At 68.7% G+C, this 26,018-nt stretch carries 21 protein-coding genes and 1 pseudogene; 14 read left to right on the top strand and 8 right to left on the bottom strand.

Annotation, left to right across the window (positions count from 1 at the left end):
* Positions 1–5 precede the first annotated feature (5 nt).
* Positions 6–512: pseudogene (locus TPAU_RS23655) on the top strand (cupin domain-containing protein); the annotation flags it as partial.
* A gap of 27 nt (positions 513–539) precedes the next feature.
* A complete protein-coding gene (locus tag TPAU_RS23650; protein ID WP_281054807.1) occupies positions 540–890 on the top strand; it encodes a rhodanese-like domain-containing protein in 351 nt (116 codons plus the stop codon).
* On the opposite strand, the gene TPAU_RS20745 is transcribed toward TPAU_RS23650, so the two are convergent.
* Positions 887–2,032 (bottom strand): GAF domain-containing sensor histidine kinase, encoded by a 1,146-nt coding sequence (locus tag TPAU_RS20745; RefSeq protein WP_013128705.1) that lies wholly within the window; start codon positions 2,030–2,032, stop codon positions 887–889. The two genes, TPAU_RS23650 and TPAU_RS20745, sit on opposite strands and share 4 nt — an antisense overlap.
* A gap of 86 nt (positions 2,033–2,118) precedes the next feature.
* Here TPAU_RS20745 and TPAU_RS20740 point away from each other — a divergent pair, with 86 nt between their 5' ends.
* On the top strand, positions 2,119–2,367 hold the full coding sequence (locus tag TPAU_RS20740; protein ID WP_041944525.1) for a hypothetical protein: 249 nt from the start codon (positions 2,119–2,121) through the stop codon (positions 2,365–2,367).
* Positions 2,368–2,372: 5 nt separating this feature from the next.
* Here the strand turns inward: TPAU_RS20740 and TPAU_RS20735 are convergent, their stop codons facing one another.
* Positions 2,373–3,023 (bottom strand): response regulator, encoded by a 651-nt coding sequence (locus TPAU_RS20735; protein ID WP_013128703.1) that lies wholly within the window; start codon positions 3,021–3,023, stop codon positions 2,373–2,375.
* A gap of 174 nt (positions 3,024–3,197) precedes the next feature.
* Between TPAU_RS20735 and TPAU_RS20730 the strand changes: the two genes are divergently transcribed.
* The 4 genes from TPAU_RS20730 (at position 3,198) to TPAU_RS20715 (ending at position 8,279) form a co-directional block, all read left to right on the top strand.
* Complete coding sequence (locus tag TPAU_RS20730) at positions 3,198–4,157, top strand: acyl-ACP desaturase (RefSeq protein ID WP_041945354.1); 960 nt, start codon at positions 3,198–3,200, stop codon at positions 4,155–4,157.
* A gap of 9 nt (positions 4,158–4,166) precedes the next feature.
* Positions 4,167–4,847, top strand: a complete 681-nt coding sequence (locus tag TPAU_RS20725) for a TIGR00266 family protein (RefSeq protein WP_013128701.1) — start codon at positions 4,167–4,169, stop codon at positions 4,845–4,847.
* A gap of 112 nt (positions 4,848–4,959) precedes the next feature.
* Positions 4,960–6,768, top strand: a complete 1,809-nt coding sequence (locus TPAU_RS20720; RefSeq protein WP_013128700.1) for a BCCT family transporter — start codon at positions 4,960–4,962, stop codon at positions 6,766–6,768.
* 20 nt (positions 6,769–6,788) lie between these two features.
* On the top strand, positions 6,789–8,279 hold the full coding sequence (locus TPAU_RS20715) for a carboxylesterase/lipase family protein (RefSeq protein ID WP_013128699.1): 1,491 nt from the start codon (positions 6,789–6,791) through the stop codon (positions 8,277–8,279).
* On the opposite strand, the gene TPAU_RS20710 is transcribed toward TPAU_RS20715, so the two are convergent.
* The 4 genes from TPAU_RS20710 to TPAU_RS20695 all read right to left on the bottom strand — a co-directional run bounded on the left by TPAU_RS20710 (position 8,276) and on the right by TPAU_RS20695 (position 18,981).
* Positions 8,276–8,863 carry a GNAT family N-acetyltransferase gene (locus TPAU_RS20710; RefSeq protein WP_013128698.1) on the bottom strand — a complete coding sequence of 196 codons (588 nt, stop codon included), beginning with the start codon at positions 8,861–8,863 and terminating at the stop codon, positions 8,276–8,278. The two genes, TPAU_RS20715 and TPAU_RS20710, sit on opposite strands and share 4 nt — an antisense overlap.
* Positions 8,864–8,921: 58 nt before the next feature.
* Positions 8,922–12,206 carry an arabinosyltransferase domain-containing protein gene (locus TPAU_RS20705; RefSeq protein WP_013128697.1) on the bottom strand — a complete coding sequence of 1,095 codons (3,285 nt, stop codon included), beginning with the start codon at positions 12,204–12,206 and terminating at the stop codon, positions 8,922–8,924.
* Entirely contained in the window at positions 12,206–15,613 is a 3,408-nt protein-coding gene (locus TPAU_RS20700) for an arabinosyltransferase domain-containing protein (RefSeq protein ID WP_013128696.1), read from the bottom strand. The genes TPAU_RS20705 and TPAU_RS20700 overlap by 1 nt, the downstream gene beginning before the upstream one ends.
* Before the next feature lie 110 nt (positions 15,614–15,723).
* The gene (locus tag TPAU_RS20695) at positions 15,724–18,981 is read right to left on the bottom strand and encodes an arabinosyltransferase domain-containing protein (RefSeq protein WP_013128695.1); all 3,258 of its coding nucleotides are present in this window, start codon (positions 18,979–18,981) and stop codon (positions 15,724–15,726) included.
* 170 nt (positions 18,982–19,151) lie between these two features.
* On the opposite strand from TPAU_RS20695, the gene TPAU_RS22095 reads away from it, so the two are divergent.
* Together TPAU_RS22095 and TPAU_RS20685 are read left to right on the top strand one after the other, a co-directional pair.
* A complete protein-coding gene (locus TPAU_RS22095) occupies positions 19,152–19,577 on the top strand; it encodes an ImmA/IrrE family metallo-endopeptidase (protein WP_147291121.1) in 426 nt (141 codons plus the stop codon).
* Positions 19,574–20,626: a hypothetical protein gene (locus TPAU_RS20685; RefSeq protein WP_013128693.1), complete on the top strand. Its 1,053-nt coding sequence runs from the start codon at positions 19,574–19,576 to the stop codon at positions 20,624–20,626. Before TPAU_RS22095 ends, TPAU_RS20685 begins: the two co-directional genes overlap by 4 nt.
* A 24-nt stretch (positions 20,627–20,650) precedes the next feature.
* Here the strand turns inward: TPAU_RS20685 and TPAU_RS20680 are convergent, their stop codons facing one another.
* Positions 20,651–21,055 carry a hypothetical protein gene (locus TPAU_RS20680; protein ID WP_013128692.1) on the bottom strand — a complete coding sequence of 135 codons (405 nt, stop codon included), beginning with the start codon at positions 21,053–21,055 and terminating at the stop codon, positions 20,651–20,653.
* A 119-nt stretch (positions 21,056–21,174) separates the two neighbouring features.
* Between TPAU_RS20680 and aroQ the strand changes: the two genes are divergently transcribed.
* On the top strand, positions 21,175–21,621 hold the full coding sequence (gene aroQ / locus TPAU_RS20675) for a type II 3-dehydroquinate dehydratase (protein ID WP_013128691.1): 447 nt from the start codon (positions 21,175–21,177) through the stop codon (positions 21,619–21,621).
* A 9-nt stretch (positions 21,622–21,630) separates the two neighbouring features.
* Here the strand turns inward: aroQ and TPAU_RS20670 are convergent, their stop codons facing one another.
* The gene (locus TPAU_RS20670) at positions 21,631–22,209 is read right to left on the bottom strand and encodes a TetR/AcrR family transcriptional regulator C-terminal domain-containing protein (RefSeq protein ID WP_013128690.1); all 579 of its coding nucleotides are present in this window, start codon (positions 22,207–22,209) and stop codon (positions 21,631–21,633) included.
* Between the two features lie 40 nt (positions 22,210–22,249).
* Between TPAU_RS20670 and TPAU_RS23645 the strand changes: the two genes are divergently transcribed.
* From TPAU_RS23645 to TPAU_RS20650, 4 genes are all read left to right on the top strand, one after another.
* Positions 22,250–22,819, top strand: a complete 570-nt coding sequence (locus tag TPAU_RS23645; protein ID WP_013128689.1) for a biotin transporter BioY — start codon at positions 22,250–22,252, stop codon at positions 22,817–22,819.
* Positions 22,816–23,517, top strand: a complete 702-nt coding sequence (locus TPAU_RS20660) for an energy-coupling factor ABC transporter ATP-binding protein (protein ID WP_013128688.1) — start codon at positions 22,816–22,818, stop codon at positions 23,515–23,517. The genes TPAU_RS23645 and TPAU_RS20660 overlap by 4 nt, the downstream gene beginning before the upstream one ends.
* Positions 23,514–24,089, top strand: a complete 576-nt coding sequence (locus TPAU_RS20655) for an energy-coupling factor transporter transmembrane component T family protein (RefSeq protein ID WP_013128687.1) — start codon at positions 23,514–23,516, stop codon at positions 24,087–24,089. The genes TPAU_RS20660 and TPAU_RS20655 overlap by 4 nt, the downstream gene beginning before the upstream one ends.
* A 322-nt stretch (positions 24,090–24,411) precedes the next feature.
* Entirely contained in the window at positions 24,412–26,010 is a 1,599-nt protein-coding gene (locus TPAU_RS20650) for an HNH endonuclease signature motif containing protein (RefSeq protein ID WP_013128685.1), read from the top strand.
* The last annotated feature ends 8 nt before the right edge of the window (positions 26,011–26,018 follow it).

The following is a 26,018-nucleotide window of genomic DNA, read 5'->3' as shown; positions in this document are numbered from 1 at the left end:
GGTGCATGACCGAGCATGTACCGGACCTGTTGGCGCTCACGGCCGCCGAGGCGGCCAAGGTGCACGCGGGTGACTACGACCATCTCCTCCCCTCCGCGTGGCCGGCCGGTGAACGCTGGGCCGCGCGACTGTGGGGTGACGACGACGTCGACGTCTGGCTGATCAGTTGGGTACCCGAACGCTCCACGGAGCTGCACGATCACGCGGGCTCGCTCGGCGCCCTCACGGTGGTCGACGGTGCGCTCGCCGAACGCAGTTGGGACGGTGAGGGACTGCGTGAGCGGCGCATCGATCCGGGCGGGCAGGCAGCGTTCGACCGCGGATGGGTGCACGATGTGACCCGGCACCCCGACGCGCACGACGCCGCTTCCGGCGAGGCCTCCTCACCCACCCTCTCGGTACACGCGTACTCGCCTCCGCTGACCGCCATGTCGTACTACGAAGTGAGCCCGAACGGACGGCTGCGTCGCGTGCGCAGCGAGCTCACCGACGAGCCGGAGGCACCGCCGAAGACCCCTGCCGCCAAGGGAATCAACGCATTGCTCGCCGCCGCCCGGGACCGGATCGAGCGGGTCAGCGCCGCCGAGGTCGCCGACGAGTTGGCCGCCGGCGCACACCTCGTGGACATCCGGCCCGCGGCGCAGCGGGCCAGCGAGGGTGAGGTGCCCGGCGCCCTGGTGATCGAGCGCAATGTGTTGGAGTGGCGCCTGGACCCCACCTCCACGGCCCGCATCGATCAGGCAGTCGACTGGGACGTGCGCTGGCTGGTGATCTGCTCCGAGGGCTACACCAGTTCGCTCGCCGCGGCCGCACTGCGCGATATCGGCCTGCACCGCGCCGCCGATGTGGCCGGCGGTTATCACGCGCTCACCGCCGCACTGGTCGGCTAACCCGACCGCGGTACCTCCCACCGCAGCACCGTCCCCGGGCGTTCGGCACCGGGATCGGCGGGTCGCACCTCGAACCATCCGCCCCGCAGCTCGGCCCGGGTCGCCAGATTCCGCAGACCGCTGCGCCGACCATCGACGGGCGTGCCGACACCGTCGTCGGCCACCTCGACGGCAACGGACTCCCCGCCCGCCACCACCGTGACCGCAACCCGGCTTCCGCCGCTGTGCCGCACGGCATTGGAGACGCTCTCACTGATCACGGCCTCCAGATCGCGCCCCAGATCGTCGGAGACGGCGCTCTCCACCGGGCCGGAGAATCCGATGTCCATCGCGAGCTCGCCACCGTGCGCCACCGACCGGGTGGCCCGCACCAGCCGTGCGCGCAGTTCGGTTCCGTGATCGGACAACTCGAAGATGGTGGAGCGGATATCGGCGATGGTGCGGTCCAGCTCGCCGATCGCGGCATCGAGCCGCTCGCGCACCGGTTCGTCGGCCGCCGCGGAGCGTGCTACCTGCAGCCCGAGACCGGCCGCGAAGATCCGCTGGATCACGTGATCGTGCAGGTCACGGCCGATCCGCTCACGCTCCTCGATCACCTGCAGTTCGCCCACCCGCTCCTGCTGCGCCAGCGCGGCGGTATGCATCTGCGCGTTGTCGATCGCCACCGCGGAGGCGGCTGCGAACACCTCGATCGCTTGCGCATCGTCCGCCGTGAACGCACGACCGTCGGCCTTCTCCGAGAGGTAGATGCAGCCGAACAGGTCGTCGTTGACGATGATCGGCGCGCCCAGGAAGGTGTGCATGGGCGGATGGTTCGGCGGGAAGCCCACCGACGCGGGATGAGCGGACAACTCATCGAGCCGCAACGGCTCGTTGACGCGCAGCAGATATCCCAGAACGCCTCGGCCGCACGGCGGATCGCCGATTCGGGCGGCCGTCTCGGCGTCGACTCCCACGTAGATGAACTCCTGCAGCGAACCGTCGTCGTTGCTCACGCCCACTGCGCCGTACCGGGCGTCCACCAGCGCCATCGCCGAGGTCACGATGCGGCGCAGCGTGCTCGGTAGATCGAGTCCCTGCGCCACCGCGAGAACGGCGCTGAGGATGTCCTGCAGGCCGGCGCGGTCGGACTGCCCGGTCACGGCATACCCTCGCGCGTCCGGATCGGGATCGGGATCGGGACGTACGCCCCTTTCGGGTGCCGTCCGGCAGCGGAAACCTGGTGGATATGAACGGATGCGATATCGATCCCCTCGACCGGCCGGAACTGCGGGCCCTCCTGGTGGATCTCGCCGAAGCTGCGTACACCGGCCGGGTGAGCCGATGGAACGAGGTGCGTACCACGGCCGCGGTGCACGGCATGGACCTCGAATACCTGGTATGCCGATTGCTCGGGCGCCTGCTCGCCGAACGTGCGGCGCACCGCGGAGCGCCCGCTGTCGACGCCTGGTCGCACGCCCGGGCTTCGCTGGTATGACGCCGTCACGGCCGAGTCCTGCGGGCCTCGCGCCACTGCACTGCGCGCAGCGCGGCCTGCACCCGGTTCTCCACGCCCAGCTTCGCCAGTACGCCGGTCACGTGGTTGCGGACGGTTTTCTCCGCCAGGAACATCCGCTCGGCGATCTGCTTATTGGTCAGCCCCTCGCCGAGCAGTTCCAGGACCGCTTCCTCCTGTCCGGTCAGCCCCGCCTGGGCCAGCGATGGCACCCGATCCGCATCGCGGATGCGTTGCAGCACACGGGCGGTGCTCGCGGAATCGAGAAGCGATCCGCCGGCGGCGACGGTGGCGATCGCCGAGACCAACTCGGTGCCGCGGATCTGTTTGAGCACGTAGCCCTGCGCGCCCGCCGTGATCGCGTCGAGCAATGCCTCGTCGTCCGAGTACGAGGTGAGTACCAGACAGGGCAGCCGCGGGTGCTGATCACGCAGGGTGCGGATCAGATCGATTCCGGACCCGTCGGGCAGCCGCACGTCCACCACCGCGACCTGAGGAGCGACCGCCGGGATCCGTGCCAGGGCCTCGCGCACCGTCGCCGCCTCCCCGACCACACGATGCCGCCCGTCCGAGGTCAGCAGATCAGCCAGGCCCCTGCGCACGATCTCATGATCGTCGACGAGGAAGACGGTGGCCATGACTCCCAGGATAGGCCCGCTCGGCACCGTCGGACCGTCCACCGGGACATATGTACCGGGAGCCGATGACCCACGTCCCCGGCCACGGTATCGCCGCGCCCCGAAGGACTTCGGGACGGGCTGCGGGACTCGGTGCCCTATCCGAAGGCCGCGCCGGACGGAACCATCGGAGCCATGACCGACCTGACCGACCTGGAACTGTTGCACGAGCTCGCGGGGACCGCGGAGACGGAGGTCGACCGGCACTTGCGGCATGCGGTCGACTGGCACCCCCACGACTACGTGCCGTGGAGCCGCGGCCAGGACTTCGCCGCGCTCGGCGGCCGCGACTTCGAGGAGTCCGACTCCGACCTATCGCCGGTTGCCCGGGCCGCGCTGGTGATGAACCTGCTCACCGAGGACAACCTGCCCAGCTACCACCGCGAGATCGCCGAGAACTTCTCCCTCGACGGAGCCTGGGGCTACTGGGTGCATCGGTGGACCGCCGAGGAGGCGCGGCACTCGATCGTGCTCCGGGACTATCTGACCGTGACCCGCGGCGTCGATCCGGTGGAGCTGGAGGACCTGCGGATGACGCAGATGCAGCACGGCTTCGCGCCCGGGATGAACTCGATGCTGCTCTCGGTGAGCTACGTGACCTTCCAGGAGCTCGCCACCCGGATCAGTCACCGCAACACCGCCGCGGTCTGCGACGATCCGATCGCCGAGCGGATGCTGGGCCGCGTCGCCGCCGACGAGAACCTGCACATGCTCTTCTACCGGAACATCCTGTCGGCGGCGATCGAGCTGGCGCCCGAGCAGGCCCTGGCGGCGGTGTACACCGTGCTGACCAACTTCGCGATGCCCGGATCGGCGCTGCCGCATTTCCGTCGTGACGCGGTGCTCATGGCCAAACACGGCATATACGACCTGCGGCAGCACCGCGACGCGGTGGTGCTGCCCGTACTGCGCACATGGAAGCTCTTCGACCGCACCGATCTCGGGGGTGAGGCCGCCCGAATGCGGGATCTCATCTGCAGTTTCGCCGACGAGCTCGATGCGAAGGCGATTCGTTTCGAGGAGTCCCGCGACCGCGCGCTGGCGCGCGATGCCGCCCGCCGCGAACGCGCGGTCGCGGGGACCGCCGTGCGTTAGATTCCTCCCATGCAGGTACAGCTCCGACACAATCCCTCGTTCACGATGGCCCGCTGCCACCTGGCACCGAACGAGCCGATGACGGTGGAGTCGGGTGCGATGGTGGCGCACTCCGCCGGGATGAACCTCCAGTCCCAGGCACAGGGCGGAATCATGCAGGGCCTCAAGCGCAGCCTGCTCTCGGGAGAGTCCTTCTTCGTCTCCACCTTCACGGCACCGGCGTCGGGCGGCTGGGTCGATGTCGCGGGCACCCTGCCGGGTGACATCGCGCTGGTGCAGATCCGGCCCGACCGCCCCTTCTACATCACCCGCGGAGGGTGGCTCGCCAGCGCGCACGGCGTGCAGACCAGTGCCCAGTTCGGTGGCGCGAAGACGTTCTTCGGCGGTGAGGGTGCCTTCGGCCTGCAGGCGTCGGGCCAGGGTGAGGTGCTGGTGGCCTGCTACGGCGCGATCGACGTGATCGACCTGCAGCCCGGCGAACAGGTGGTCATCGACACCGGCCATGTCGTCGCCTACGACCTGAGCATCAGGTTCAGCATGCGCCGGGCGGTTCAGGGGAAATGGATGCAGTCGGCGAAGTCGGGCGAGGGGATGGTCTTCGAATTCACCGGACCGGGCCGAGTGCTGCTGCAAACCCGCAACCCCCGTGGACTCGAAGGATGGGTCCGCTCGGTGGTCCCCTCCGCCTGACCCGAAAATCCTTCGAACTCGGAAGCCCCGCAGTCTAGTTCGGGCATCTTCGCAGGGTACGGCTTTGCGCGGGATTTGGTGATGCCCCTACGACCTGTGATCTAGTGGGCCCATGGCTACTGTTACTAACGAGACAGGAAACCATCAGCGGACCGACTGGGTCGTGTTCGGTGTAGCGGCCGTCAGCGTTCTGGCGTTCGTCATATGGGGTTTCCTTGATTCGGACGGGTTGAAGCAGACGACCTCCGATGTCCTTGACTGGATCATTACCGATTTGGGCTGGCTGTTCCTGATCTCAGCCACGCTCTTCGTTCTTTTCGCGATCTTCCTGGCCGTTTCCCGCTTCGGTCGCATCCCGCTCGGCCGGGACGGCGAGAAGCCCGAGTACAAGACGGTCTCCTGGATCGCCATGATGTTCAGCGCCGGAATGGGCATCGGCCTGATGTTCTTCGGCGCCGCGGAGCCGATCTACCACTTCGTCGGTGCGCCTCCGGGCACCTCCAGCCACGATGTGGCGGTGGCGATGGCCACCACGATGTTCCACTGGGGCTTCCACCCGTGGGCCATCTACGCCGTTGTCGGCCTGGCGATCGCCTACAGCACCTTCCGGTGCGGCCGCAGCCAGCTGATCAGCTCGGTTTTCGCGCCCATCTTCAACCGCACCGGTGGTCAGGGCGCGGGTGGGCGGATCATCGACATCCTGGCCATCTTCGCCACCCTGTTCGGTACCACCGCCTCGCTGGGCCTCGGCGCCGCGCAGGTGGGCGCCGGTCTGGAGCGGCTGGGCTGGGTGGGTGACGGTTCGAGCAAGCTCCTGCTGGTGGCGATCATCGCCCTCCTGACGCTCGCCTTCGTGGCCTCCGCGGTCTCCGGTATCGCCAAGGGCATCCAGTGGCTCTCCAACACCAACATGGTGCTGGCACTGGTACTCGCGGTCTTCGTCTTCGTGGTGGGGCCCACGGTGTTCATCCTCAACCTGCTGCCCACCACCATGGGCGCCTATGCGGCGGACTTCATGGACATGTCGGCCCGGTCGGCGGCCAACGAACCCGAGGCCGGTGCCTGGCTCGCGAAGTGGACCATCTTCTATTGGGCCTGGTGGGTCAGTTGGACCCCGTTCGTGGGCCTGTTCCTGGCGAAGATCTCGAAGGGCCGCACCATCCGCGAGTTCGTGATCGGCGTCATGGCAGTGCCCACCCTGGTGTCGTTGGTGTGGTTCGTCATCTTCGGCGGGACCGCGATCAACCAGGAGCAGAGCGGGCTCGGGGTGAGTTCGGCCGAGAACGAGGAGAAGATGCTCTTCGACGTGCTCGGGAACCTGCCGTGGCCCACGATCACGGCCTTCCTGGTGGTGTTGCTGGTGGGGATCTTCTTCGTCTCCGGTGCTGATTCGGCATCGATCGTGATGGGAACGCTGTCGCAGAAGGGCGAAGAGGAACCGAATCGCCTGATCACCATCTTCTGGGGTGTGCTCACCGGCGGCGTGGCGGCGCTGTTGCTCTGGGTGAGCGGTAACAACGCGCTGGAGGGCATCAAACAGATGGCCATCATCGCCGCGGCACCGTTCCTGGTGGTGATGCTCGGCATGTGCGTGGCGCTGATGATGGACCTCTGGCACGATCCGCTGATCGTCGCCGAGCGGCAGCGCCGTGACGATCTCGGTCTTCGTGTCCGGGTGCACGCGAACACCCTTGCCGTGACGGATGATTCCACCGACGTGCTCCCCTCCGAGGACGTCCCGGTGTACGTGGACGGCGAGGTCCCGGAGGACCTCTACCATCCCGCGCACACCGGCGAGATGGTCGCCGTCGAGGTCTTCGAGGCCGATGCCGAGAACAACGAGGCGTCGACCGCGCGCAAGACGGTCGAGGCGAGCGGCGATGTCCGTGTGGTTATCACCAAGAACGACCAGAAGCCGTAGTCTCCGGGCACGATAGGGGTATGGACGTCGTCGTCGATACCCGTTCCGGCCGCCTGCGCGGTGAAACCCACGAGGGCGTCACTCGCTTCCTCGGCATCCCGTACGCCGCACCGTTCGACGGTGCCGGGTGGTTCCTCCCCGCGGAACCCCCGGCACCGTGGTCGGGCGTACGGGATGCCGTCGTTCTGGGCCCGACGGTGCCCAAACCCGGCTATCAGGGCCCGGTGGCCGAGATCCTCACCGCCGAGCCCGACTTCCCGGGCCCGGAATGCCTCAACCTGAACGTGTGGACGCCCGATACCGCCGGCAGTGCCCCGGTGTTCGTGTGGATCCACGGCGGCGCCTTCCGCAACGGCACCGGCCGCAGCCCGTATTACGACGGAGCCGCGTTCGCCCGGGACGGTGTCGTCACCGTCACGATCAACTACCGACTCGGTGCTCTCGGATTCCTGGACACCGGCGATGAGCACACCAACCTCGGCCTGCGGGATCAGATCGCCGCGCTCCGCTGGGTACAGGAGAACATCGCGGCCTTCGGCGGTGATCCGTCACGCGTCACCGTCGCCGGCGAATCCGCAGGCGGTATGAGCGTCGGCTCCCTGCTCGCCTCGCCGCACGCCGAGGGCCTGTTCGCCCAGGCGGTGCTGCAGAGCGGCGCCGCCCACCACGCTCTCACCCGGGAGACCGCGCAGAAAGTCACCGCGGCGCTGGCACAGAAGCTGGGGATCGAGCCGACCCGGGAAGCCTTCGCCGGGGTCGCTGACAATGAATTGATCGCCGCATCCACGGCACTCGACGTCGAGATCCAATCGAGCACCGACCCGTCCACCTGGGGTGAGATCACCACCAACGTGATGATCTTCGAGCCCGTGATCGACGGTGACGTCGTTCCGCGTCTGCCGATCGAATCGATCCGCGCGGGTGCGGGATCCGCGGTGCGGGTACTGGTGGGGTGCAACGCCGACGAGGCCCTGTTCTTCCTGGTGCCCGGCGGGCTCATCGACCACCTCCCCGAGGTCGCCCTCGTGCCCACCGCCGCGAAGTACGGCCTACCCGATCCCGCCGGCGCCGTGGCCGCGTACCGCGCCGCCGAAGCCGATGCGGCACCCGGGTTCCTGTTCGCCCGGATCATGGCGGACTGGTTCTTCGGCATTCCCACGATCCGGATCGCCGAGGCCCGCGACGGCGGCCCGTCGGAGACCTTCGTCTACCGATTCGACGAGCCCTCGACCGCGTTGGACGGACGCCTCGGGGCATGCCATGCAGTGGAATTGGCCTTCGTCTTCGACAACCTGCGTGCGGAGGGTGTCACGAACCTCACCGGCCCCGATCCCTCGCAGGCCGTTGCCGATGCGGCACACGGTGCGTGGGTGCGGTTCGTCCACGGTGAGAATCCCGGTTGGGCGCCGTACGGTCCCGAGCGCACCGTCCGGGTCTTCGGCGGCCCCGCCGACGGGGTGGTCACCGACCCCGACGCCACCACCCGCGTGCTGTGGGACGGTGTGCGCTAGGCCTCGGCAGGGCGATACATAGGAATCAGCTCCGGGGCGCCGGGGATGCGGATCGGTTGCAGCGGTTCGAAACCGAAACGCTGATACAGCGGGACGTTCCGCGGGTTGCTGGACTCCAGATACGCGGGTCCGGTGACGCGGGCGATCCCGCGCCCGAGGAGCGCGGAGCCGATACCGCGGCCCGGCGTGACCGCACCGAGGCTCGACAGGTACCAGTGCGGTTCCTTCGGACGCCGCTCCAGGATCGCGCTCACCAGGCGGCCTCCGCGCCGCAGTCCCGTCGTGACACCCGCCGCCAGGACGGGAAGAGACGCGATCTGACGCACCGTCGAGGGTTCGTAGCCGGGCGGGTCCCAATAGGCCGCGCCCACCATCACCCCGTCGTCGTAGAGCACATCCCCGGAGCCCGGTGCGCCGTGCGAGGACAAGTACATGCCGGCGAAGGTGATCCGATCGCCGAACCGGCGCGGCTGCACCCAGCGCAGCACCGGATCGTCGGCGAAGGCACGCGCCATCACATCGAGGGAAGGCAGCACGGTGCGCGAGGTCAGCTCGTCGATGCGGCGGCCGGCGGTCTGCGTCATGACACGACGCTACGCCCGCGCCCTGCCGCCGGCAGCGGACGAGGGCGCGGGTTCCCGGTCAGTAGTTGGCCGAGCGCATCGGGCCGGGGGTGTACCAGCCGCTCCGGGTCGTCGACCCCAACTCCAGCTTCGCGGGCTCGGCCTGCGTCCACGGTGTGAACTTGGTGATCGTGCCCCAGTCCATCGCCCACTTGCCGGTGAGGTAGCTCGGGACGATCTGCTCGTGGTACATCGCGTCCGTCACGCCGAGCGGCCCACCGGTCTTCCAGCCCTGCCAGGTGTTCGAGGTCGACATCGTCGCACCCATATCGGGGGACACTCGGTACTCGGGCCGCTCGAAGACACCGTTCACCGCCCGCACCTGGTGCTGGCACGGGAACGCGAAGGCCACCATGAAGTCCAGCGCGACCACGGTGTCCCGTCCGAGGACCTCCTGCGCCGTGCGCATCGTGGTCATCCGCGGGGGAGTGAAGGCGATCGAATCCGCAGTCGGAACCGGATCATCGACTACCACGCGCACCGTGTTCGTGCCGGCCGGCAGGTCGGCGGTGGGGAACCGCAGGTTGCGCCAGTTGTTGTTGGACCACGCATCGATCGGCACCAACCGGCCGAGCGGCTGTACGGCACCGTCGGGGGCTCGGCGGCCGGCCTCCAGGAACAGCGTGCGGCCATCGCGTTTGACGCCGTTGAGGCCCGTCGCGGCGATCGGTCCGACCACGGAGAGGGTGACCAGCGGAGTCCTGTCAGTGATCTGGCCGAGGCCGTACCAATCGGTGGTCACGTTCGCCAGGCCCTGCGCCCCCGAGCTGCCGATCACCGGGGTGGTCGCGGGATTCAGGCCGAAGGGGAGCGGCACACCATCGGTCTTGAAGTCGGGATTGCGTTTGCCGCCGGGCACTTCCGGCACATCTTGGTTGGTGACATCGGTGTTGTGGCCCGGGTTCGACTTCACCGGCGAGGCCCACCCCGGGACGCCGTTGAGGGTGAACCCGGTGGAACGGCCCGAGATCGCTTGGGCCGCCGACGGAACGGAGCCATCGGGGCGCGGAGCGGGACGAAGCTGGCCGGAATTGGGGTCGGCCTCCATCAGCACGTAGTTCGCCATCGAGCAGGTATCCCCCTGCAGTGCACGGGTGTTCGAGGCGCCCCACGAGAAGCTCCCGCGCTGCGCGTAGACGCCCTTGGCCACCGTGGTCACGTCGAACAGAACCACCAGCATGGTGAGGATCGCCAGCGTAGGAATCGTCTTGGCATTCGCCCGCGTCGGCTCGGGCAGATAGTCCCGTCGGTAGTGCAACCACAGGCCGTACAGCGCGGTGGCCACCGAGATCACGAACAGCACCCAGGACAGCTGCACCCCGAACAACTCGGGCGGCATGTTGTTCCAGGGGATCCCGTAGGTACCGGCCCAATAGTAGCCGTTGCGGGAGGAGAAGGAGATGGCCGCTACGAAGAGGGCGGCAGCGGCGAAGAAGACGCGATTGCGCTTGGACCGCATCATCGGCGTCATCGTCACCGTCGCTGCCACCGCAGCGATGCCGGCGGCGTAGCCCGCGTACAGGCCCAGGTGATGCGTCCATTTCGTCGGGGTGAACGCCAGCATCACGATGGTCGCGAAGAAGACCGCCATCAGCCGCGACACCGGGCCCGACGAGATCCCCGCCGGACGCTTGCGACGCAGCATGAAGGTGAGCACCGTGAACAAGCAGAGGAAAGCGGTGAGCACGCCGATCCGCCGGATCAGCGAGCCGTCCTCGGTCTCGAGCATCAGGTAGTAGTAGCGGACGCCCTCCTCGTACCACTCCAGCGTGGGGCCGGTGACCTTCTTGACGTCGATCGCCTCGCGGATCGCGGCGTACGTGGGAGTGAAGAAGGCGTAGAACAGGTACGCCATGCCCGAGGCGAGGATCGGCGCGATCAGTGGCAGCAGACCGTCACGCTTGCGGCGCTTGACGATCCGCGTGACGATCTGCCGCGACGCCGCGAGCAGGGCGGCCACGGCGATGAGGCCGCCCGGTGCGGCACCTACGCACAGCGCGGCCGACGGAACCGCGATGGCCACCGGCAGCAAGCGGCCCGTGGCGATCGCTCGTTCCACCGACACCCAGGTGAGCAGCGAGAAGAAGACCACCGCGGGCTCGGGACGCAGGCCGTTGTTGAGCGGCAGCCAGATCAGCAGGAAGCCGCCTGCGCCGGCCCAGAGCGCAGCCGGATTGTTGCGCACCGCGCGGCCAAGCCGCGGGATCATCTCGCGGGAGATCACCAGCCAGGTCAGGAGACCGAATACCAACCCCGGCAGGCGCATCGCCGGTGCCGCGGTGGTGACGTATGAGATGGCGGTGAACAGGTAATCGTTCCACCCGACGGGGTTCTCCGGCACGCCGAAGCTGCGGAAGTAGTTGATCAGGTAGCCGCTGTACTTCGCCTGCGTGGCCATCGTGATCTGGTAGCCGTCGTCCGAGGTGTTCGGGCCGATCAACCACCAGATCCCGAGCACGCCGATCACGGTGAAGTCCACCGGGCGGGGGCGTAGCCAGCCCTGAGGCATGAACCGGATGTGGCCGCGACCGTCGCGCATGTCCACGAAGCCCAGGGCGACGAGCGCGAGGATGGTCGACGCGATGCCGACGATGATCGCGAGCAGCTTCAGGGTGGACGGCGAGGTGTTGAACCGGGTGTCCACCTGGGTGGAGACGTCGATCCCCGTGATGGGCGTCGACTCGGGCAGGTCGGTGTAGAACCCGGTGATCTGGGGACGCAGATTCGGATCGGCGACGGTGTTGGCCAACTGGTTCGAGGTCTGCGCTCCCGCCGGCATGCCGGTGAACTCGGCCGTCGTCTTCTCGGGAGTCGAGACGAACCGGATCGCGCATCCGGATCCGGCGCGCGCCACATCCGCGCGATTCGCGGTGGCCAGTGCCACATCACGATCGGCGATGATCACGTTCTGTGCGTCGGCGCGGATCACCAGGCCCTGCAGGCCGGGACGCGGACCGTCACTGGGGAGCGTGCGCAGCAGCGTCCCGCCCTCAGGGGGAAGCGCGCCCACCAGCGAACACGGCAGAGTCACATCGAGCCGGATCGGCACATAGGACACCAGCGGCGCATCGACGTTGGCGACCTTGCCGTTCTGCGGCCAATTCACCGAGGCGGTGGTCTCCTTGACCGGCAGGAAGGGCGTGAGGATCGCCAGCACGAAGCCGAGCAGGCCGGCCACCGCGGCCACGATCCGCCACTTTCCGTACCGCTGTTCCGGCGGCACCGCCGCCGTCGGCTTCGATGCCGCCGGAGCTGCGGCCGCGTCCTTGCCCGATGGCGAGGGAGTCGAGTTCTCGCTGGTCATCAGTTCCTCACCGTCTGGTTCGTCAGGGCGCGGATCGGGCCCTCGCGCCACCACCCGGATCGCGTCTGCGTTCCGACGGTGAGCGCGGCTTGCGGCGCGTCGCCGGCGATGGGTTCGTACCGCTGCAACTCGCCCCAGTCCCGGGTCAGGTCACCGGTCATGAAGGTCGGCAGTGTCGTGGTCTTGAGCAGCGTGTCCGGCACCGTCAGCAGGCCACCGGCCTCGCGGGCCTGCCAGGTCGACGAGGTCGACAAGGCGTCCTTGCGGGTCGGGAGGATGCGCCACTTCGGCACCTCATAGGTGCCGTTGCGGATCGCCATCGGCCGCTGGCACGGGAACTGCTGCCCCACCAGCAGATCCAGCAGTACCGGGTCCTGCGTGCCCACCACGTCCTGCAGCGTGCGCAGGCGCGGCGCACGCGGTGGCGTCACGCCGACCCACTGCTGCTCGCCGAGGTTCGGATCGCGGACGTGAATGCGAATCACGTTGGCTGACGGCGGGATCGCATCCATCGGCACCCGCAGGTTGCGCCAGGGCTTGTTCGGGCCCGGATCGATCGGATCGAGCACGCCTTGCGCGCCCAGTGAGCCGTCTGCGCGGCGCTCCGCCCACTCCAGGGTCACCGGCTGGCCGTACTCCTTCTTTCCGGTGGGGCCCACCGAGGCGATCGCACCCGAGGCGGCGAAGGCCACCAGCGGACGGTCCGCCGACCGGGGCGGCAGCGAGTACCAGTCGCTGAACAGTTCCGCGGGCACGGTGTTCTGGCCGTAGGAGCCCACCACCGGGGTGCGCGCCGGGTCCAGGCCGAACGGAAGCGCCGCGGTACTGCCGTTGACGGTGCGCGGGCCACGGCCGCCACCCGTCCCTGCCGTCGCGGCGGTCGAGGTGAACGGCTGGGTGATCGGTGAGGCCATGTTGATCTGCCCGGGTGCCGAGCTGATCGCCAGCGGCTTGAGCTCGTCGGGCAGGCCGTCGGGGAGGAAACCGTGGCTCGCGGTCCCGGTGAGGGCCTGCGCCGCGGGACGTCCATCCGCCGATTGCAGCAGATCGTCGCTGGGGTCGGTTTCGACCAGCACCTTCTCGGCCATGCCGCAACTGTCGCCGCGCAGGGTGTCCAGGTTGCCCTTGGCCACCGTGTACGTGGCCGGATTCGAGACCGTCGCCTTGGCGAAGATCGCACCCTCACCCAACACCAGAAGGCCGAGCACCACTACCAGCGGCAGTGAGGCCAGCTGGAGCCGCCGCCGGGCCCGGTGGGCATCGTCCTGCTCGGCCTGGGTGTGCGTGGCGAGCTCGGCGTCGTCGGCGTTCACCAGCGCACCGTCGGCCAGGCCCCCTTCGCCGCGTCGACGGAAGTCCATGCGGAAGTGCTGCCACGCGGCCAGCGCGCCCGCCACGAAGGCGAGATCGCGGAACACGGTGCTGAACGTGATGCCCGCGACCTCGGGCTGCCGATCGAACCACGGCACCCCCCAGGCGTACGGCCACGGCCACAGGTTGAACCCGGCGAACGCGGCGGCCAGGGCGAACAGCATGCCGCACAGGAAGAACGTGAAGTTGCGCACCGAGGTACGCGCGGCCTCGACCACCGCCACCGTGGTCACCGCGGCGAGCGCGGCGGCGAGCCCGGCGTACACGCCGAAGTGGATGGTCCACTTGGTGGGCGTCAGGGACAGCAGGGCCGCACCGATGAAGACCGCCCCCACGAGGCGCCACACCGGACTCGGATCGATCCGCGGAATCCGCTTGCTGCGCAGCATCACGAACAACGCCACGAACAAGCACATGATGAACAGGTACACCGGGACTCGACGCACCAGGGAGCCATCGGTGGTCTCCACGGTGAGGAAGAAGAAGCGCAGGTACTCCTGCGTCCACGGTGCGGCCGGGCCCACCTCCAGACGGATCCGGATCGCCTCAGCCACGGAGGCGAGTGACTGGTCGCGGAAGGCGATCGGCACGATCACCGCGCCCGCGGCCAGGATCGGGAGGACCAGTGCGGCGATACCGGCCTCGGTCCGGCGTGCGACCAGCACCCGAATCACCGCGGCCGACGAGGCCAGCAGGAGCGCGAAAGCGACCACGCCTTGCGGCGCCAGGCCCAGCGTCATCCCCGCGGCGAGGGCGGCGACGGCGGCCGGCAGTGCGCGGCGGGTCGCAACCGCCCGCTCCACCGCCGCCCAAGTGATCATCGTCCCCAGCACGATGATCGGTTCCGACCGCAGGCCCGAGTTCATCGGGAACCAGAAGGCCAGCAGCATCGCTCCGGCGGTCCAGACCGCCACGGGGTAGCGGCGGATGCCCGGGCCGAGCCGGGGCAGCAGCACCCGGGAGAGCAGCAGCCACACGACGATGCCCGCGACCAGGGCCGGGATACGCATCCACAGCGCGTTCGCGCTGATCGAACCCCACTGTGCGAGGAAGCTGTAGTACCAGTCGAAGGGTGCCTCGGGCGCACCGAAGAAGCGGTAGTAGTTCGGTGTGTACCCGGCCTCCGATGCGACCTTGCCCATCGACAGGATGTAGCCGTCGTCGGAGCTGCCGCCGCCCAGGAACGTCCACAACACCAGTCCGCCGACCACTGCGGCGTCCACCGGCTTCGGCCGCAGCACCTGCGCCCAACTCCGTCCCGGCGCTCGCCGGTGGTAGCCATAGGTCCGGTCCAGCAGCCACAGCGCGACGAGGGACGCCAGCACGCTCAGCAGGCCCAGTGCGATGGCCGCTGTCTTGATCGGCGAGGGAGAGAGCTCGAACCGCGTATCGATCTCGGCGTGCGCCCGCAGTCCCGGACCGCCCGCCGCGATCTGTGCGGGGGTGAGATCGGTGAAGACACCGCCCATGACCGGGCGGTTGTCGGTCGACGTCGTCCCTGCCACGCCGGTGCCCTCGAACCGAGCGCCCACCTCGGCCGGGTTCGACCAGACCTGCAGTTGGGTGCAGCCCCGCAGACGGTCGATCGGGGCGGACGCAAGGACGGTGTTGCGTGAGGCCACCGTGACCGACTGCGCCGGGCCGGGGGCGCCGACCGACACGCTCAATCCCAGTTCACGGGCCTGCGAGGTGCCGATAGGCAGCGTCGACAGTGCGACGCCGCCCTTCTGCGCCAGATCGGTCAAGACCCGGCACGGCACCGTGACGGTGAGGGTCGCGGGAGACTGCGTCACCAGGGAAGCGGTGATATCCACGCTGGTGGCCCCCGGCCCCGCCTGCGGCCAGTCGAGGCCCGCAGTGCTCTGCTTCACCGGAAGCAGCGGGGTCAGCAGGCACAGCAGCAGCCCCAGCACACCGGCGGCCACCGCGATGAGGCGGGCCACCGTGACCCGCCGCTGCGCGACGGGCGGGGCGTCGGGCTGTGGGTCGGGCTGCGGATCGAGCTCCCGGTCGGAGCTTGACGTAGGCACGGGCACGGGTGCTCATGGTATTCGAGAGGGCCTCGAACTCCGCCCTCCGGCCCGCCTACGTGCGGATTCGTTCAGGGGATTCTCAGCCCGCGGGGTCGGCGCGGTCAGGAACAGGGTCAGGAATCCGACTTGTCCTTGCGGATAGGCGCCTCCACATGGGTGCCCCACACGGTGCGGCTACCCAGCGTGAGATCGGCCGGCCGCGCCGGGCTGTACGGCACCAACCGCATCACCTCGCCGAAGTCCTGGCCCAGATCGCCCTTGAGATACGCGGGCACCTTCTCCTGGCGCAGCAGCATCTGCGTCCAGCCGACGGGGCCGCCGCCCAATGTGCCCTCCCACTCGGTGGTCACCGGCGCCAGGTTCTGGTCGGGCGTGATCCGCCACAGCGGCACCTCCGCGACCCCGTCGCGGTGCAGGAAGGGCCGCTGGCACGTGAAGGTCAAACCCGACGTCCAGTCCACCAGCACCGGGTCGGTGGAACCGATGAGTTGCTGCGCGGTCTGCAAGGCCGGCATCCGCGGCGGCGTGATGGCCAGCCAGTGATCGATCGCGAGATCGTCGTCGATCGCGACCACGCGCACCGCAGTCACCCCGTCGGGGAGGTCGGTACGCGGCAGCCGCAGGTTCCGCCAGGCGGGTTTGGGTCCGATGTCGATGAACCCCTTCTTCCCGGCGACCGGCAGGTCGGGGCCGGTCACCGGTGCGGTGGTGTATTCCAGGTACAGCTCGTCGTCGGTGAACCGCCCGGCCGCGGACAGCGTCAGCAGCGATCGGTCGGCCGAGGGCGCGGGCAACGGATACCACTGGGTCACGACCTTCGCGCGGTTCTGCTGCTCCGCCGAGTAGGAGCCGAGCACCGGAGTGCGAGCGGGGTCCAGGCCGTACGGCAGCTTCATGTGCGAGCCGTTGATCCCGGCGCTGTCCGTGCGTCCCGACGTGGTCTCCTGCGGCAGTCGCACCATCGCGTCCAGCGAGGTCGACGAATCGTCGGTGGCCGACGAGGTGGTGGCATTGATGATCGGCGGGACCCCGTCGGGCGAGACGCCGACGGTGCCCGGACCGGCCAGGCCGTTTCGCACGTCCCCGCCGAGCGGGGTGAGCAGGCCGCCGGTGGCGTCCGGTTCGGTGAGCACGAAATCGGCCATGTTGCACTCCTTCCCGACCAGCGCGCGCAGGTTGCCCTTGCCGACCGAATACGAGGAGTACTGGGTGAGCACCGTGGTCGCAGTGAGCGTGCCGACACACATCAGCACGACGAACCCGGAGGCCCAGGCGATCGGCGACTGGCGACCGAAGAAGGCGACGATCCGCGTCACGAACACGGGGACCGGCGCCGGTTGCGGCTCGTGGAAGTGCAGCCACCCCGCCGCGCACACCGAGAGGGCGGCTGCAACGAAGAAGACCGTGCCGAGCGCGAGCACCGTCGACTCGCCCCACGGGACGCCGTAATTGCTGGCGTACCACCATCCGTTGGGACCGCTGAACGAGAGGCCGAGCACGAAGAACACCGAGGCCGCGGTGAGCGCCCGGTTACGGGCGCTGCGCATCGCGACCGGCGCGATCGCCACCGCGGTGAGCGCCGCCAGTGCTCCGGCGAGACCGGCGAACGCACCGAACTGGTGCGTCCATTTGGTCGGGGTGAACATGAGCAGCAGTAGTCCGCCGAAGGTCACGGCCACCACGCGTCGGCCCGGCCCCAGACTGGTGCCGGGCACCCGTCCCTTGCGGAGCAGGACCGCGCCTGCCAACAGCAGACACAGCAGTGTGATCAGGACCGCGAACCGTCGGGCCACACCCCCGTCGGCGGTGAAGGTGAACAGCGCCGAGTACCGGTCGATCTCGTTGTACCACTTCTTCGTGTCGACGACGGTGCCCACCGACGACTGCATCAGCGTCTTGGCGAGGAACGCCGACGCGGTCAGCTTGGAGAAGATGATGGGTACCAGGAGCACCCCGCCCGCGAACACCGGAGCCGCATTCGCGACCAGCCCGAGGCGGAAGGAGACGGTGCCGGTGCGCGCGCGGCGCAGGATGCGTCGGCCCACCGGCCGCACGCCGGCGAGGAGCGCCGCCACGGTCATGATCCCGGTCGGTCCGGCCGCCACCGTCCAGCCCGCGATGATCGCGGCGGCGGCGAAGGGCAGTATCCGTCCGGTCGCGATGGCGCGCTCGACCGAACACCAGGTCAGGAGTGCGCCGAGCGCGATCACGGGCTCGGGGCGCAGGCCGTTGTTGAAGGCCATCCAGAAGATCAGGAAAACGCCGCCGGCGGCCCACAGGGCCAGCGACGACCGGGCCGCCCGGCCCAGCCGGGGCACCACCTCACGGCTGATGATCAGCCAGGTCGCGATCCCGCACATCAGCGCCGGGAGCCGCACCCACGGGCTCGCCGAGCTGATCTGGCCGAGCCAGGCGAAGGCCTGGTAGTACCAGCCGAACGGGGTCTCCGGTGCGCCGTACCAGCGGTAGTAGTTGGCGGTGTACCCCGCCTCGCTGGCGGCGCGGGCCATCGTGAGGATGTAGCCGTCATCGGAGGTATTGGCGCCGATGAAGTGCCAGGCGACCAGGATCGAGAGCACGGTGCTGTCGAGCTTGCTCGGCCGCCACCAGCCCTCGGGCAGCACCCGGCGGTGCCGGCGTCCGTCGGCCGCCACGTCCAGCCGGTGCAGCGTCACCAGGCTGGCCAGGATCATGAGCACGGCCAGCACGATCACGAACCAGCGCAGGACCGACGGTGTGGTGGTGTAGCGGGTGTCGATCGCGGCGTGGAACTCGATCGCGGTGTCCGCGGTGACCGGGCCGGTGAGCTGGGTGAAGACGCCCACTGTCTGCGGGCGGTAATCGAAGCCGTTGTCCTTGCCGCCGGTGAGCGGTGCACCGTCGGGCCCGGTGAGACCGGAGACCGTGGCCTGCACCCGCTTGGTGTCACCGGTGAAGGTGATCTGACCGCAGCCGGTCCGGGCGAGCTCGGACACGGGAACGCTGAGCAGCGGCGTATTGCGGACGATCACCTCGAGTCGCCGCTGTTCGGGTGGTGCGCCGGCGGTGCCGAGCACACCGATGGACATGCCGCGCCGGATGGTGTCGGGGGAGTCCGACGGTCCCGTGGCCACCAGGGTGCCGACGCCGCCGGGGAGGCGATCGACGGCGGTGCACGGCACGGCGATGTCGATCCGGTCGGGAACGTACGAGACCAGGGGTGCAGTGACCGATTCGAGGCTGCCGCGCTGCGGCCAGTCGAGCGCGGCGGTGCTCTGGTTGACCGGCATGAACGGGGTGAGCACCGCGAACAGAACGCCCAGCACACCGGTGACGGCGGCCGTCCATGCGGTGCGACGGGCGGCTCGCAGGGCCGTGGACGGTTCGGGCACTCAGCGATTCTAATCGTCGCTACCGAGGGGCTCGCCATTACCGGTCACGGTGTCAGCTGCGCCACCCCTTGGGATCCCGACCTGGGGAAATAGCGGACCTTTGCAGGCGAATTGCCCTCAGCGGACGCTCTCTGCACTGAAACATGGTGATCGGACGTATCGTCTTCTCTATGGCAGGCATCGATCGAGCGACCCGCGCAGTGCGGGCGGTCGTGCGTGCCGTGACTCCGGCCTCTGGCGCGGGGCCGAGGACGGTCGCCGAGGTGGTCGCGGCCTACGCCGAGCACCGGGGGCGCCCGATCGACGTGCGCCGCCAGACGCTGCCCGTGGGGGTTTTCGGTATGTGGTTGCGCAATGACGAGCGGGACCTGCTCATGGTCTCGACCGGCATCGCGACCCCGGAGCAGACGCTGGCGCACGAACTGGGACATCTGGTGCTCGACCATCCGCAGGGGTGTTCCTCGGACCCCGACGGTGCCCGGGCGGCCAAGGCCGAGCGGGAGGCGGAATCGTTCGCCACCCTGCTGGTCCGGCGTGTCACATCGGGCGGTACGGCAGGTTCCGTGGACGCGGTGGTCGACGAGCTGCTGGGATGATCGCTTCTCTCGTTGCGCCGATCCTGTGGCTCGGCGCTTTGGAACGGTTCAGCCGCTGGCAGAACAACCGGAACACTCCGGCCGGTGCCGCACTGCTCACCGCCGTCGCGCTGGCCGTGATGGTCACCGTCGACACGCCTGCTGCGACCGATGCTCTGGTGCATGCCGGGCTCGTCGAATCCGAGGTCATCACGGTGCAGCGGCTCCTGCTCCTGGTGGCGTGCGTAGGTGCGCTCGTCTTCGCGCTCGCCCTCGACGGGAGCGCCTCGCGACCGCGCATCGTGGTGCGGATAGTGCCGGTGTTCGTCGCGATGGCGCTCGTGGTGGGCAATGCCGTGCTGGTGCGGCACGCCGATCCGACACTGCTCAGGAACAGCAACGTGGTGGGCCTGGCATTGGAGACCGCACTCGTTTACGGCTGCCTGATGGTGACGGCGCTGGTGGTCGCACTCTCGTCGTGGCGGGCCTCGCAGCGCACGCGGATGCACCGGCCGCAGTTGCTCATCCTCGCGGGCGGTGGCGCGGTTCTCGCGGTGGTCGCGGTCGCGAACGTGATCGCCGGTGGATTTCTGCTTCAGCACCTGCGAGTCGGTGTCTGGGCACTGCGCCTGAACCGGCTGATGCTGGACGCCGGGTTCGCGAGCTGGGCCCTGGTGCTGATGGCGTCCTGGCTGGTGACGGCGCTCGTCGCCACTCGTGAGTGGTTCCGTTATCGACCGGCGTACGAGCAGGTGCGCGAACTCTTCCCCGACCTGGAGGCCGTGGTCCGGCCCGGTGGAGGGTGGGTCGAGCTCGTGGATGCGCGTGCCGGTGTCGTTCTCGACGGGTGGGCGCTGCTGGCCCGTCCGGGGGATTCCTTGCACAGCGATGCCGCGGCCGGCGAGCGGGCGCGCGCCGTGGCTACCTGGCTCGACCAGATCACGCCCTATGGTTCGATCACCGCGGCCGATCTGGCGCCGCCGGCGGGGTGGCGCACCGCGCGGTGGGTGTCCGCCGTAACGAGCAGGGCCCAGCACACCACGTCGCCCCTGATGGAGCGGGTGCGCTGAGCCCTGTCGGGTTGAGCGGGTCGCCTAGGAGGCGGGCTTCTCGCCGTTCTCCTCGGCCTCGAACTCGGCCAGGAGGCCGGCGAGTGCGGCGCGACGATCCGCCGACAGCTTCACCGAACGACGGGCCATTTCGAGCATGCCGGACTCGCGGAGCTCGCGGGTCAGCTCGAGGTCGGCGAGCACCTCGCGCTCGTACAGCGGATCGGAGAAGTACTCGGCCCGCACGCCGAAGGTCTGCGCGATGGACGCGACCATGTCGTACGCGGGGCGCGAGCTACGGCCCGACCGGAGCTGCGAGAGATAGGGAACGGACAGCTTGCCGCCGCTCTCCTCCACCATCCGGCAGAACTCGGACGAGGTGTAGGGGCCGCGGTCGGCAGGATGCACCACCTCGAAAAGTCGGTTCAGCTTGGCCGCGAACGTGGTCATCAGGCCCTCCCTTCAGTGTTTACGAATACATAGCACCCTACATGGCCGAAGCCCGGATGCGCACGCCGTGGGATTTCGATCTCGGAGTCGTGCTGTGAAGAAGGCTAGGCTACGGGCCTATGGCCTCTGTCATCCTGGTGCTGAACGGACCGAATCTCAACATGCTCGGGGTGCGGCAGCCCGAGGTCTACGGGACGAGTTCGTACGCCGACGTCGTCGCCGAATGCGAGCGCGCGGGTACCGCGGCCGGAGTCTCCGTCGATGTGCGGCAGACCAACGACGAGGCCGAAATGATCGAGTGGATCCATCATGCGGCGCGGTCCAAGGAATTCTCGGCGATCGTGATCAATCCGGCGGGGTGGACGCACACCTCGGTGGCCCTGGCCGATGCCTTGGTCATTCCCGAGCTCCCGGTGATCGAGGTACACATCTCCAACGTGCACGCGCGCGAGGCCTTCCGGCAGCACTCCTTCGTTTCGCCGGTCGCCGCTGCGGTGATCGCAGGGTGCGGCATCGCGGGTTACGGCTACGCGGTGGATCGGGCGGCGGCGCTGATCGGGCGCTGACCGGCTTCGCTACAAGCCGGGTAGGCGGCTGCGGAGGCCGTCGATGATGAGGTCGACGCCGCCGGCGAAGGCCCGGTCGGTGCCGGGTTCGTCCAGCTCGCCCGCCGCCGCGCCGGCGCGGCTCATGGCCTCGCGGGTCTGTTCCTCGAAGGTGAAGCCCACGACGAAGTGGGCCAGCGTGAGGGCGACGGCGGACGCATCGGCGGGTTTCGCGCCTGCGGAGGTCGCGATCTCGGCGATCTGGGCGTGCAGATTCTTGGTGCCCAACTGCGAGGCCAGTGATGCGGAGACCACCTCGGCGCCGTCCCGGTGCCGGCGCAGCACGGTGCGCAGGGCGTGCGCGTACCCGGTGAGCTGGCGGTCCCAGCGCATCCGGGACTTCGATGCGGCTGCCGCGAGGGCGGGGTCGGCGAGGATGGTGTCGGCGATCGCCGCGAGCAGGGATTGTTTATTGGGGATATGCCAGTAGAGGGCGCCGGGAGCCACCCCCAGCTCGCCGGCCACGCGGCGCATCGTGAGATCGGGGAGCCCCACCTGATCGAGGACGCCGATCGCGGAGGTCAGCACGTCCTGTCGGTTGATGGCCACGGACTTGACTCTAGCCGAGCACCGGATTACTTCTTGAACCGTGTTCAACGCTTCGACCTACCGCGCCACCCCGCGCGACCTGGCTCTCATCGCCATGTTCACCGCGCTCATGGCGGTGCTCGCGATGCCGCCCGGTATCAGCTTCGGCGGCATCACGCCGATCACCCTGCAGACCCTGGGGTTCATGCTGGCGGCCACCCTGCTCGGGTTCCCCTGGGGCGGCGCCTCGGTAGCGCTGTACGTACTGCTCATCGTGATCGGCCTGCCGATCGCCGCGGGTGGCCGTGGCGGACCGGCGGTACTCACCGGGCCCACCGGCGGATACCTGGTGGGCGCGATCATCGGCGCCCTGGTGACCGGCTACCTGGTGGACCGGTGGGGTCGCACTAGCGTGTGGAAGGTGGCCCTGGCCAACGTGATCGGCCTGATGGTGATCGTCTACGCGGTGGGCATCCCATGGTCGGCGTGGCGCACCGGGAGCGGCCTGTTCGCGCTCGCCTCGAACGCCGTGCAGTTCCTTCCCGGAGATCTGATCAAGGTGGCCATCACCGCGCTGGTGACGGTGACCGTGGTGCGGGCCTATCCCAGGATCGCGCAGCGCCCGGCGTGATCGTTCTCGACGACGTCTGGCACGCCTACGACGAGCGCACCGTGTTGCGCGGTGTCTCGGCGGAGCTGACAGAACGCCGGGTCGGGATCATCGGTGCGAACGGTTCGGGGAAATCGACCTTGGCGCGCACCGTGAACGGGCTCGTCGTCCCGGACCGCGGATCCGTCCACACGCTCGGCCTGGACGTGCGCAAGCACCGGGCCGAAGTCCGCGCGCAGGTCGGGTTCATGTTCGCCGATGCGTCGGCGCAGATCGTGATGCCCACGCCCGCAGAGGACGTCGCGTTGTCGCTGCGGCCGCGGGGCCGGCGCCGCGGTCGGCTCGATGCTGCGCAGACGGCGCGGATCCGGGAGCGGGTGGTGCAGGTTCTCACCGAGTTCGGTCTCGCCGACCACGCGGACGCACCGGCGCAGCTGCTCAGTTCGGGGCAGAAGCAGATGTTGGCCTTCGCGTCGGTGTTGGTGACCGAGCCCAAGATCCTGGTGTGCGACGAGCCGACCACGCTGTTGGATCTGCGGAATGTGCTCACGGTGCGAACCCGGATCGCCGCGCTGGAACAGCAGGTGATCCTGTTGACGCATCACCTGGAATTGCTCGACGATTTCGATCGGGTGCTGGTGATGGACGAGGGCGCGGTGGTCTTCGACGGTGCCCCTGCCGCAGCGATTTCCGCATACCGGGAGCTGGCGGAACAGTGATCGGCCAGTACGTCTCGCGTGATTCGCCGGTCCACCGACTCCCCGCCTGGTCGAAACTGGCGACGATGCTGGTGCTGGTCACCCTGCTCGCGATCGTACCGCGACCGGTGCCGCTCGCCGCGGCGGCAGGCGTTGTGGCGCTGCTATTTCCGATCGCACGGTTGCGACCGGTGTACCTCTGGCGCGCGGTTGCACCGGCGCTGCTGTTCGCCGTGATACTGACGGGGTTCTACCTCCTCAGCCGGGGATGGCCCGGCGGGGCGCGCGATGCCGTCGGTCCGGTGGGGCAACTGATCGTGGGCGTGCTGGCAGGCAATCTGCTGGTGTTCACCACCCGGGTCGCCGATCTCGCCTCGCTCGCCGGCAGAGTATTGGGGTGGCGGGTGGAACTCTTGGTGGCCTTGACTATTCGGTCGATCCCGACCGTGATCGCCATCGTCCGGCAAACCCGCGAGGCCGCCTGGGCACGGGGACAGCGCGCCTCTCTGGTCCGCGTTCTTCCGACGGTGCTGGTCCGCCTCATCCGGGATGCCGATCTCCTGGGTGAGGCCCTCGCTGCGCGGGGACTGTAGCGCTCCTGCGCCGGTACAGCCGGCGGCTGACAACTCCTTACAACTGCGGCTCGGAACGCTGCCGTGTGATCGGTGACCGTCGATGCCTGGAGGCTGCCGGGGCGGAGGTTCGTGCGAGGGGACGCAGTGGCCGTGCCCGTCCACGTGTGCCCGGTCGCAGCACAGGACAGGCGGCACCCGCGCTCAAGAGAGGGCGCATGTGTGGCCGAGTTCGTGCTTCACCTGCGCCTCGACAACCTCAGCGACAACATAGAAATCATGTTCGAAACCTGTTGCAGTCTCGAAACTTTCGAGTAGAATAGGAAGCGGGAGGGAGGCGGCGATGACCGAGACGGTGTGCACGTCAGCGCAGTATTTGGATGCGCTCGCCGCCTTCGAACACGCCACTGAAATCCTGGCCTCCACGGATCCGGTGCTGCTGTCCTCCCCCGAAGTGTTGGAGGCGTTGTCGCGGCTGGAAGTTGCGGCGCGGAAGGTGCCGGTGGCGCAGCACGCGCTGGTGCAGGTCGCGCACGAGCAGGGCCTGCCCGGCAGCCTCGGCTACACCGGCCTCAAGGAAATGTTGGTGGATCGGTTACGGCTCGCCGGCGCCGAAGCCCGCGACCGGGTTGCCGGTGCGCGGGGCCGGGCGATCGAGCACCTGCCCTGTGGTGTTGCGCAGCCGCGGTTCGCGTTGACGTTGGCGGCGCAGCGGCAGGGGGCGATCAGTGAACGGCATGCGTTGGTGATCGAGCAGGTGTTCCGGTCCTGCCCACCCAGTGTGGATCAGCCCGACGTGTTGGAAGACATTCTGGTGACGGCGGCGCGGGAGGTCACCCCCGAAGACGTAGCCAAGGTCGGCCAGCGGGCGATCGAGTTGCTGGACCCCGATGGAGTGGAGCCGAACCCGGAGAAAGCACGCCGCGCCCGCGGACTGGAAATCGGGCGCCAGGATAAGAATCTGATCTCGGACTTCGGCGGCACGATGTCCGCCGAATGCCGGGCGTTGATGGAAGCGGTATTCGCGAAATACGCCCGCCCCGGGGTGCACAACCCGGACGATCCCGACAGCCCGGCTGAGGGCGCCACCGCCGACCAGTTGCACGAGGCGGCGGAGCGGGATCACCGCAGCCTCGCCCAACGCCAACACGACGCGTTGACGCACGCCCTGCGGCTCGCGGTCTCGTCGGGTGAACTCGGCCAGCACCGCGGACTGTCATGCGTTCCGATCATCACCATGGGCATCGATCAGCTCGAATCCGAGGTCGGGATCGCGACCACCGCCACCGGCGGCAGGCTGTCCATCACAGACGCCATCCGCATGGCGGGCACCAACCCGAAATACGTCCTCCTCCTCGACCTCCACCAACGACCCCTGTTCCTCGGTCGAGAGAAGCGTCTCGCCACCGCGGATCAGCGGATCGCGCTCTACGGCAGCGAACGGGGCTGTAGCGCACCGGGCTGCGATGCCCCCGCGACGCGGACGCAGGTGCATCACGTCACCGAATGGCAGCGTGGCGGGCGCACCGACATCACCGGCCTCACCCTTGCGTGCGATGCCCACCACGCCAAAGTCAATCCCACACCCAGTGGGATGGAGACCATCGTCGTCCCCATCGGCGACTACGCCGGGCGGATCGGATGGCGCCGCAACGCCGACCCCACCGGCAAGCACCGCATCAACCACAACCACCACGCCGCCGAGCTGTATTACCAGGCCCTCGAACGCTGGCACCGCACCCGCGAACAACTCCGCAGGCAATGGCGAGCAGAGGATCTACGCGTCCAGTACCAGGACCGCATCGATACCACCTACACCGATATCGACGCGATCCTCGATGGCCCGCACGGCCCACCCGTACTCGAAGCACTTCTGCACGAACACGACACCGACAACACCTGGCGCGCAAGCGTGCCCGCAAACATTCCTGACGCAGCCTAGTTCAATTG

Origin of the sequence: Tsukamurella paurometabola DSM 20162 (genome assembly GCF_000092225.1) — a bacterium.
Classification (GTDB): domain Bacteria; phylum Actinomycetota; class Actinomycetes; order Mycobacteriales; family Mycobacteriaceae; genus Tsukamurella; species Tsukamurella paurometabola.
Note: the sequence above shows the minus strand (reverse complement) of the source record. Positions and strands in the feature narration are given on the sequence as shown.

Coding starts and splice junctions, on each gene's coding strand:
- TPAU_RS20740 (WP_041944525.1), top strand. CDS start 2,119: ATGAACGGATGCGATATCGATCCCCTCGACCGGCCGGAACTGCGGGCC.
- TPAU_RS20735 (WP_013128703.1), bottom strand. CDS start 3,023: ATGGCCACCGTCTTCCTCGTCGACGATCATGAGATCGTGCGCAGGGGC.
- TPAU_RS20730 (WP_041945354.1), top strand. CDS start 3,198: ATGACCGACCTGACCGACCTGGAACTGTTGCACGAGCTCGCGGGGACC.
- TPAU_RS20725 (WP_013128701.1), top strand. CDS start 4,167: ATGCAGGTACAGCTCCGACACAATCCCTCGTTCACGATGGCCCGCTGC.
- TPAU_RS20720 (WP_013128700.1), top strand. CDS start 4,960: ATGGCTACTGTTACTAACGAGACAGGAAACCATCAGCGGACCGACTGG.
- TPAU_RS20715 (WP_013128699.1), top strand. CDS start 6,789: ATGGACGTCGTCGTCGATACCCGTTCCGGCCGCCTGCGCGGTGAAACC.
- TPAU_RS20710 (WP_013128698.1), bottom strand. CDS start 8,863: ATGACGCAGACCGCCGGCCGCCGCATCGACGAGCTGACCTCGCGCACC.
- TPAU_RS20705 (WP_013128697.1), bottom strand. CDS start 12,206: ATGACCAGCGAGAACTCGACTCCCTCGCCATCGGGCAAGGACGCGGCC.
- TPAU_RS22095 (WP_147291121.1), top strand. CDS start 19,152: ATGGCAGGCATCGATCGAGCGACCCGCGCAGTGCGGGCGGTCGTGCGT.
- TPAU_RS20685 (WP_013128693.1), top strand. CDS start 19,574: ATGATCGCTTCTCTCGTTGCGCCGATCCTGTGGCTCGGCGCTTTGGAA.
- TPAU_RS20680 (WP_013128692.1), bottom strand. CDS start 21,055: ATGACCACGTTCGCGGCCAAGCTGAACCGACTTTTCGAGGTGGTGCAT.
- aroQ (WP_013128691.1), top strand. CDS start 21,175: ATGGCCTCTGTCATCCTGGTGCTGAACGGACCGAATCTCAACATGCTC.
- TPAU_RS20650 (WP_013128685.1), top strand. CDS start 24,412: ATGACCGAGACGGTGTGCACGTCAGCGCAGTATTTGGATGCGCTCGCC.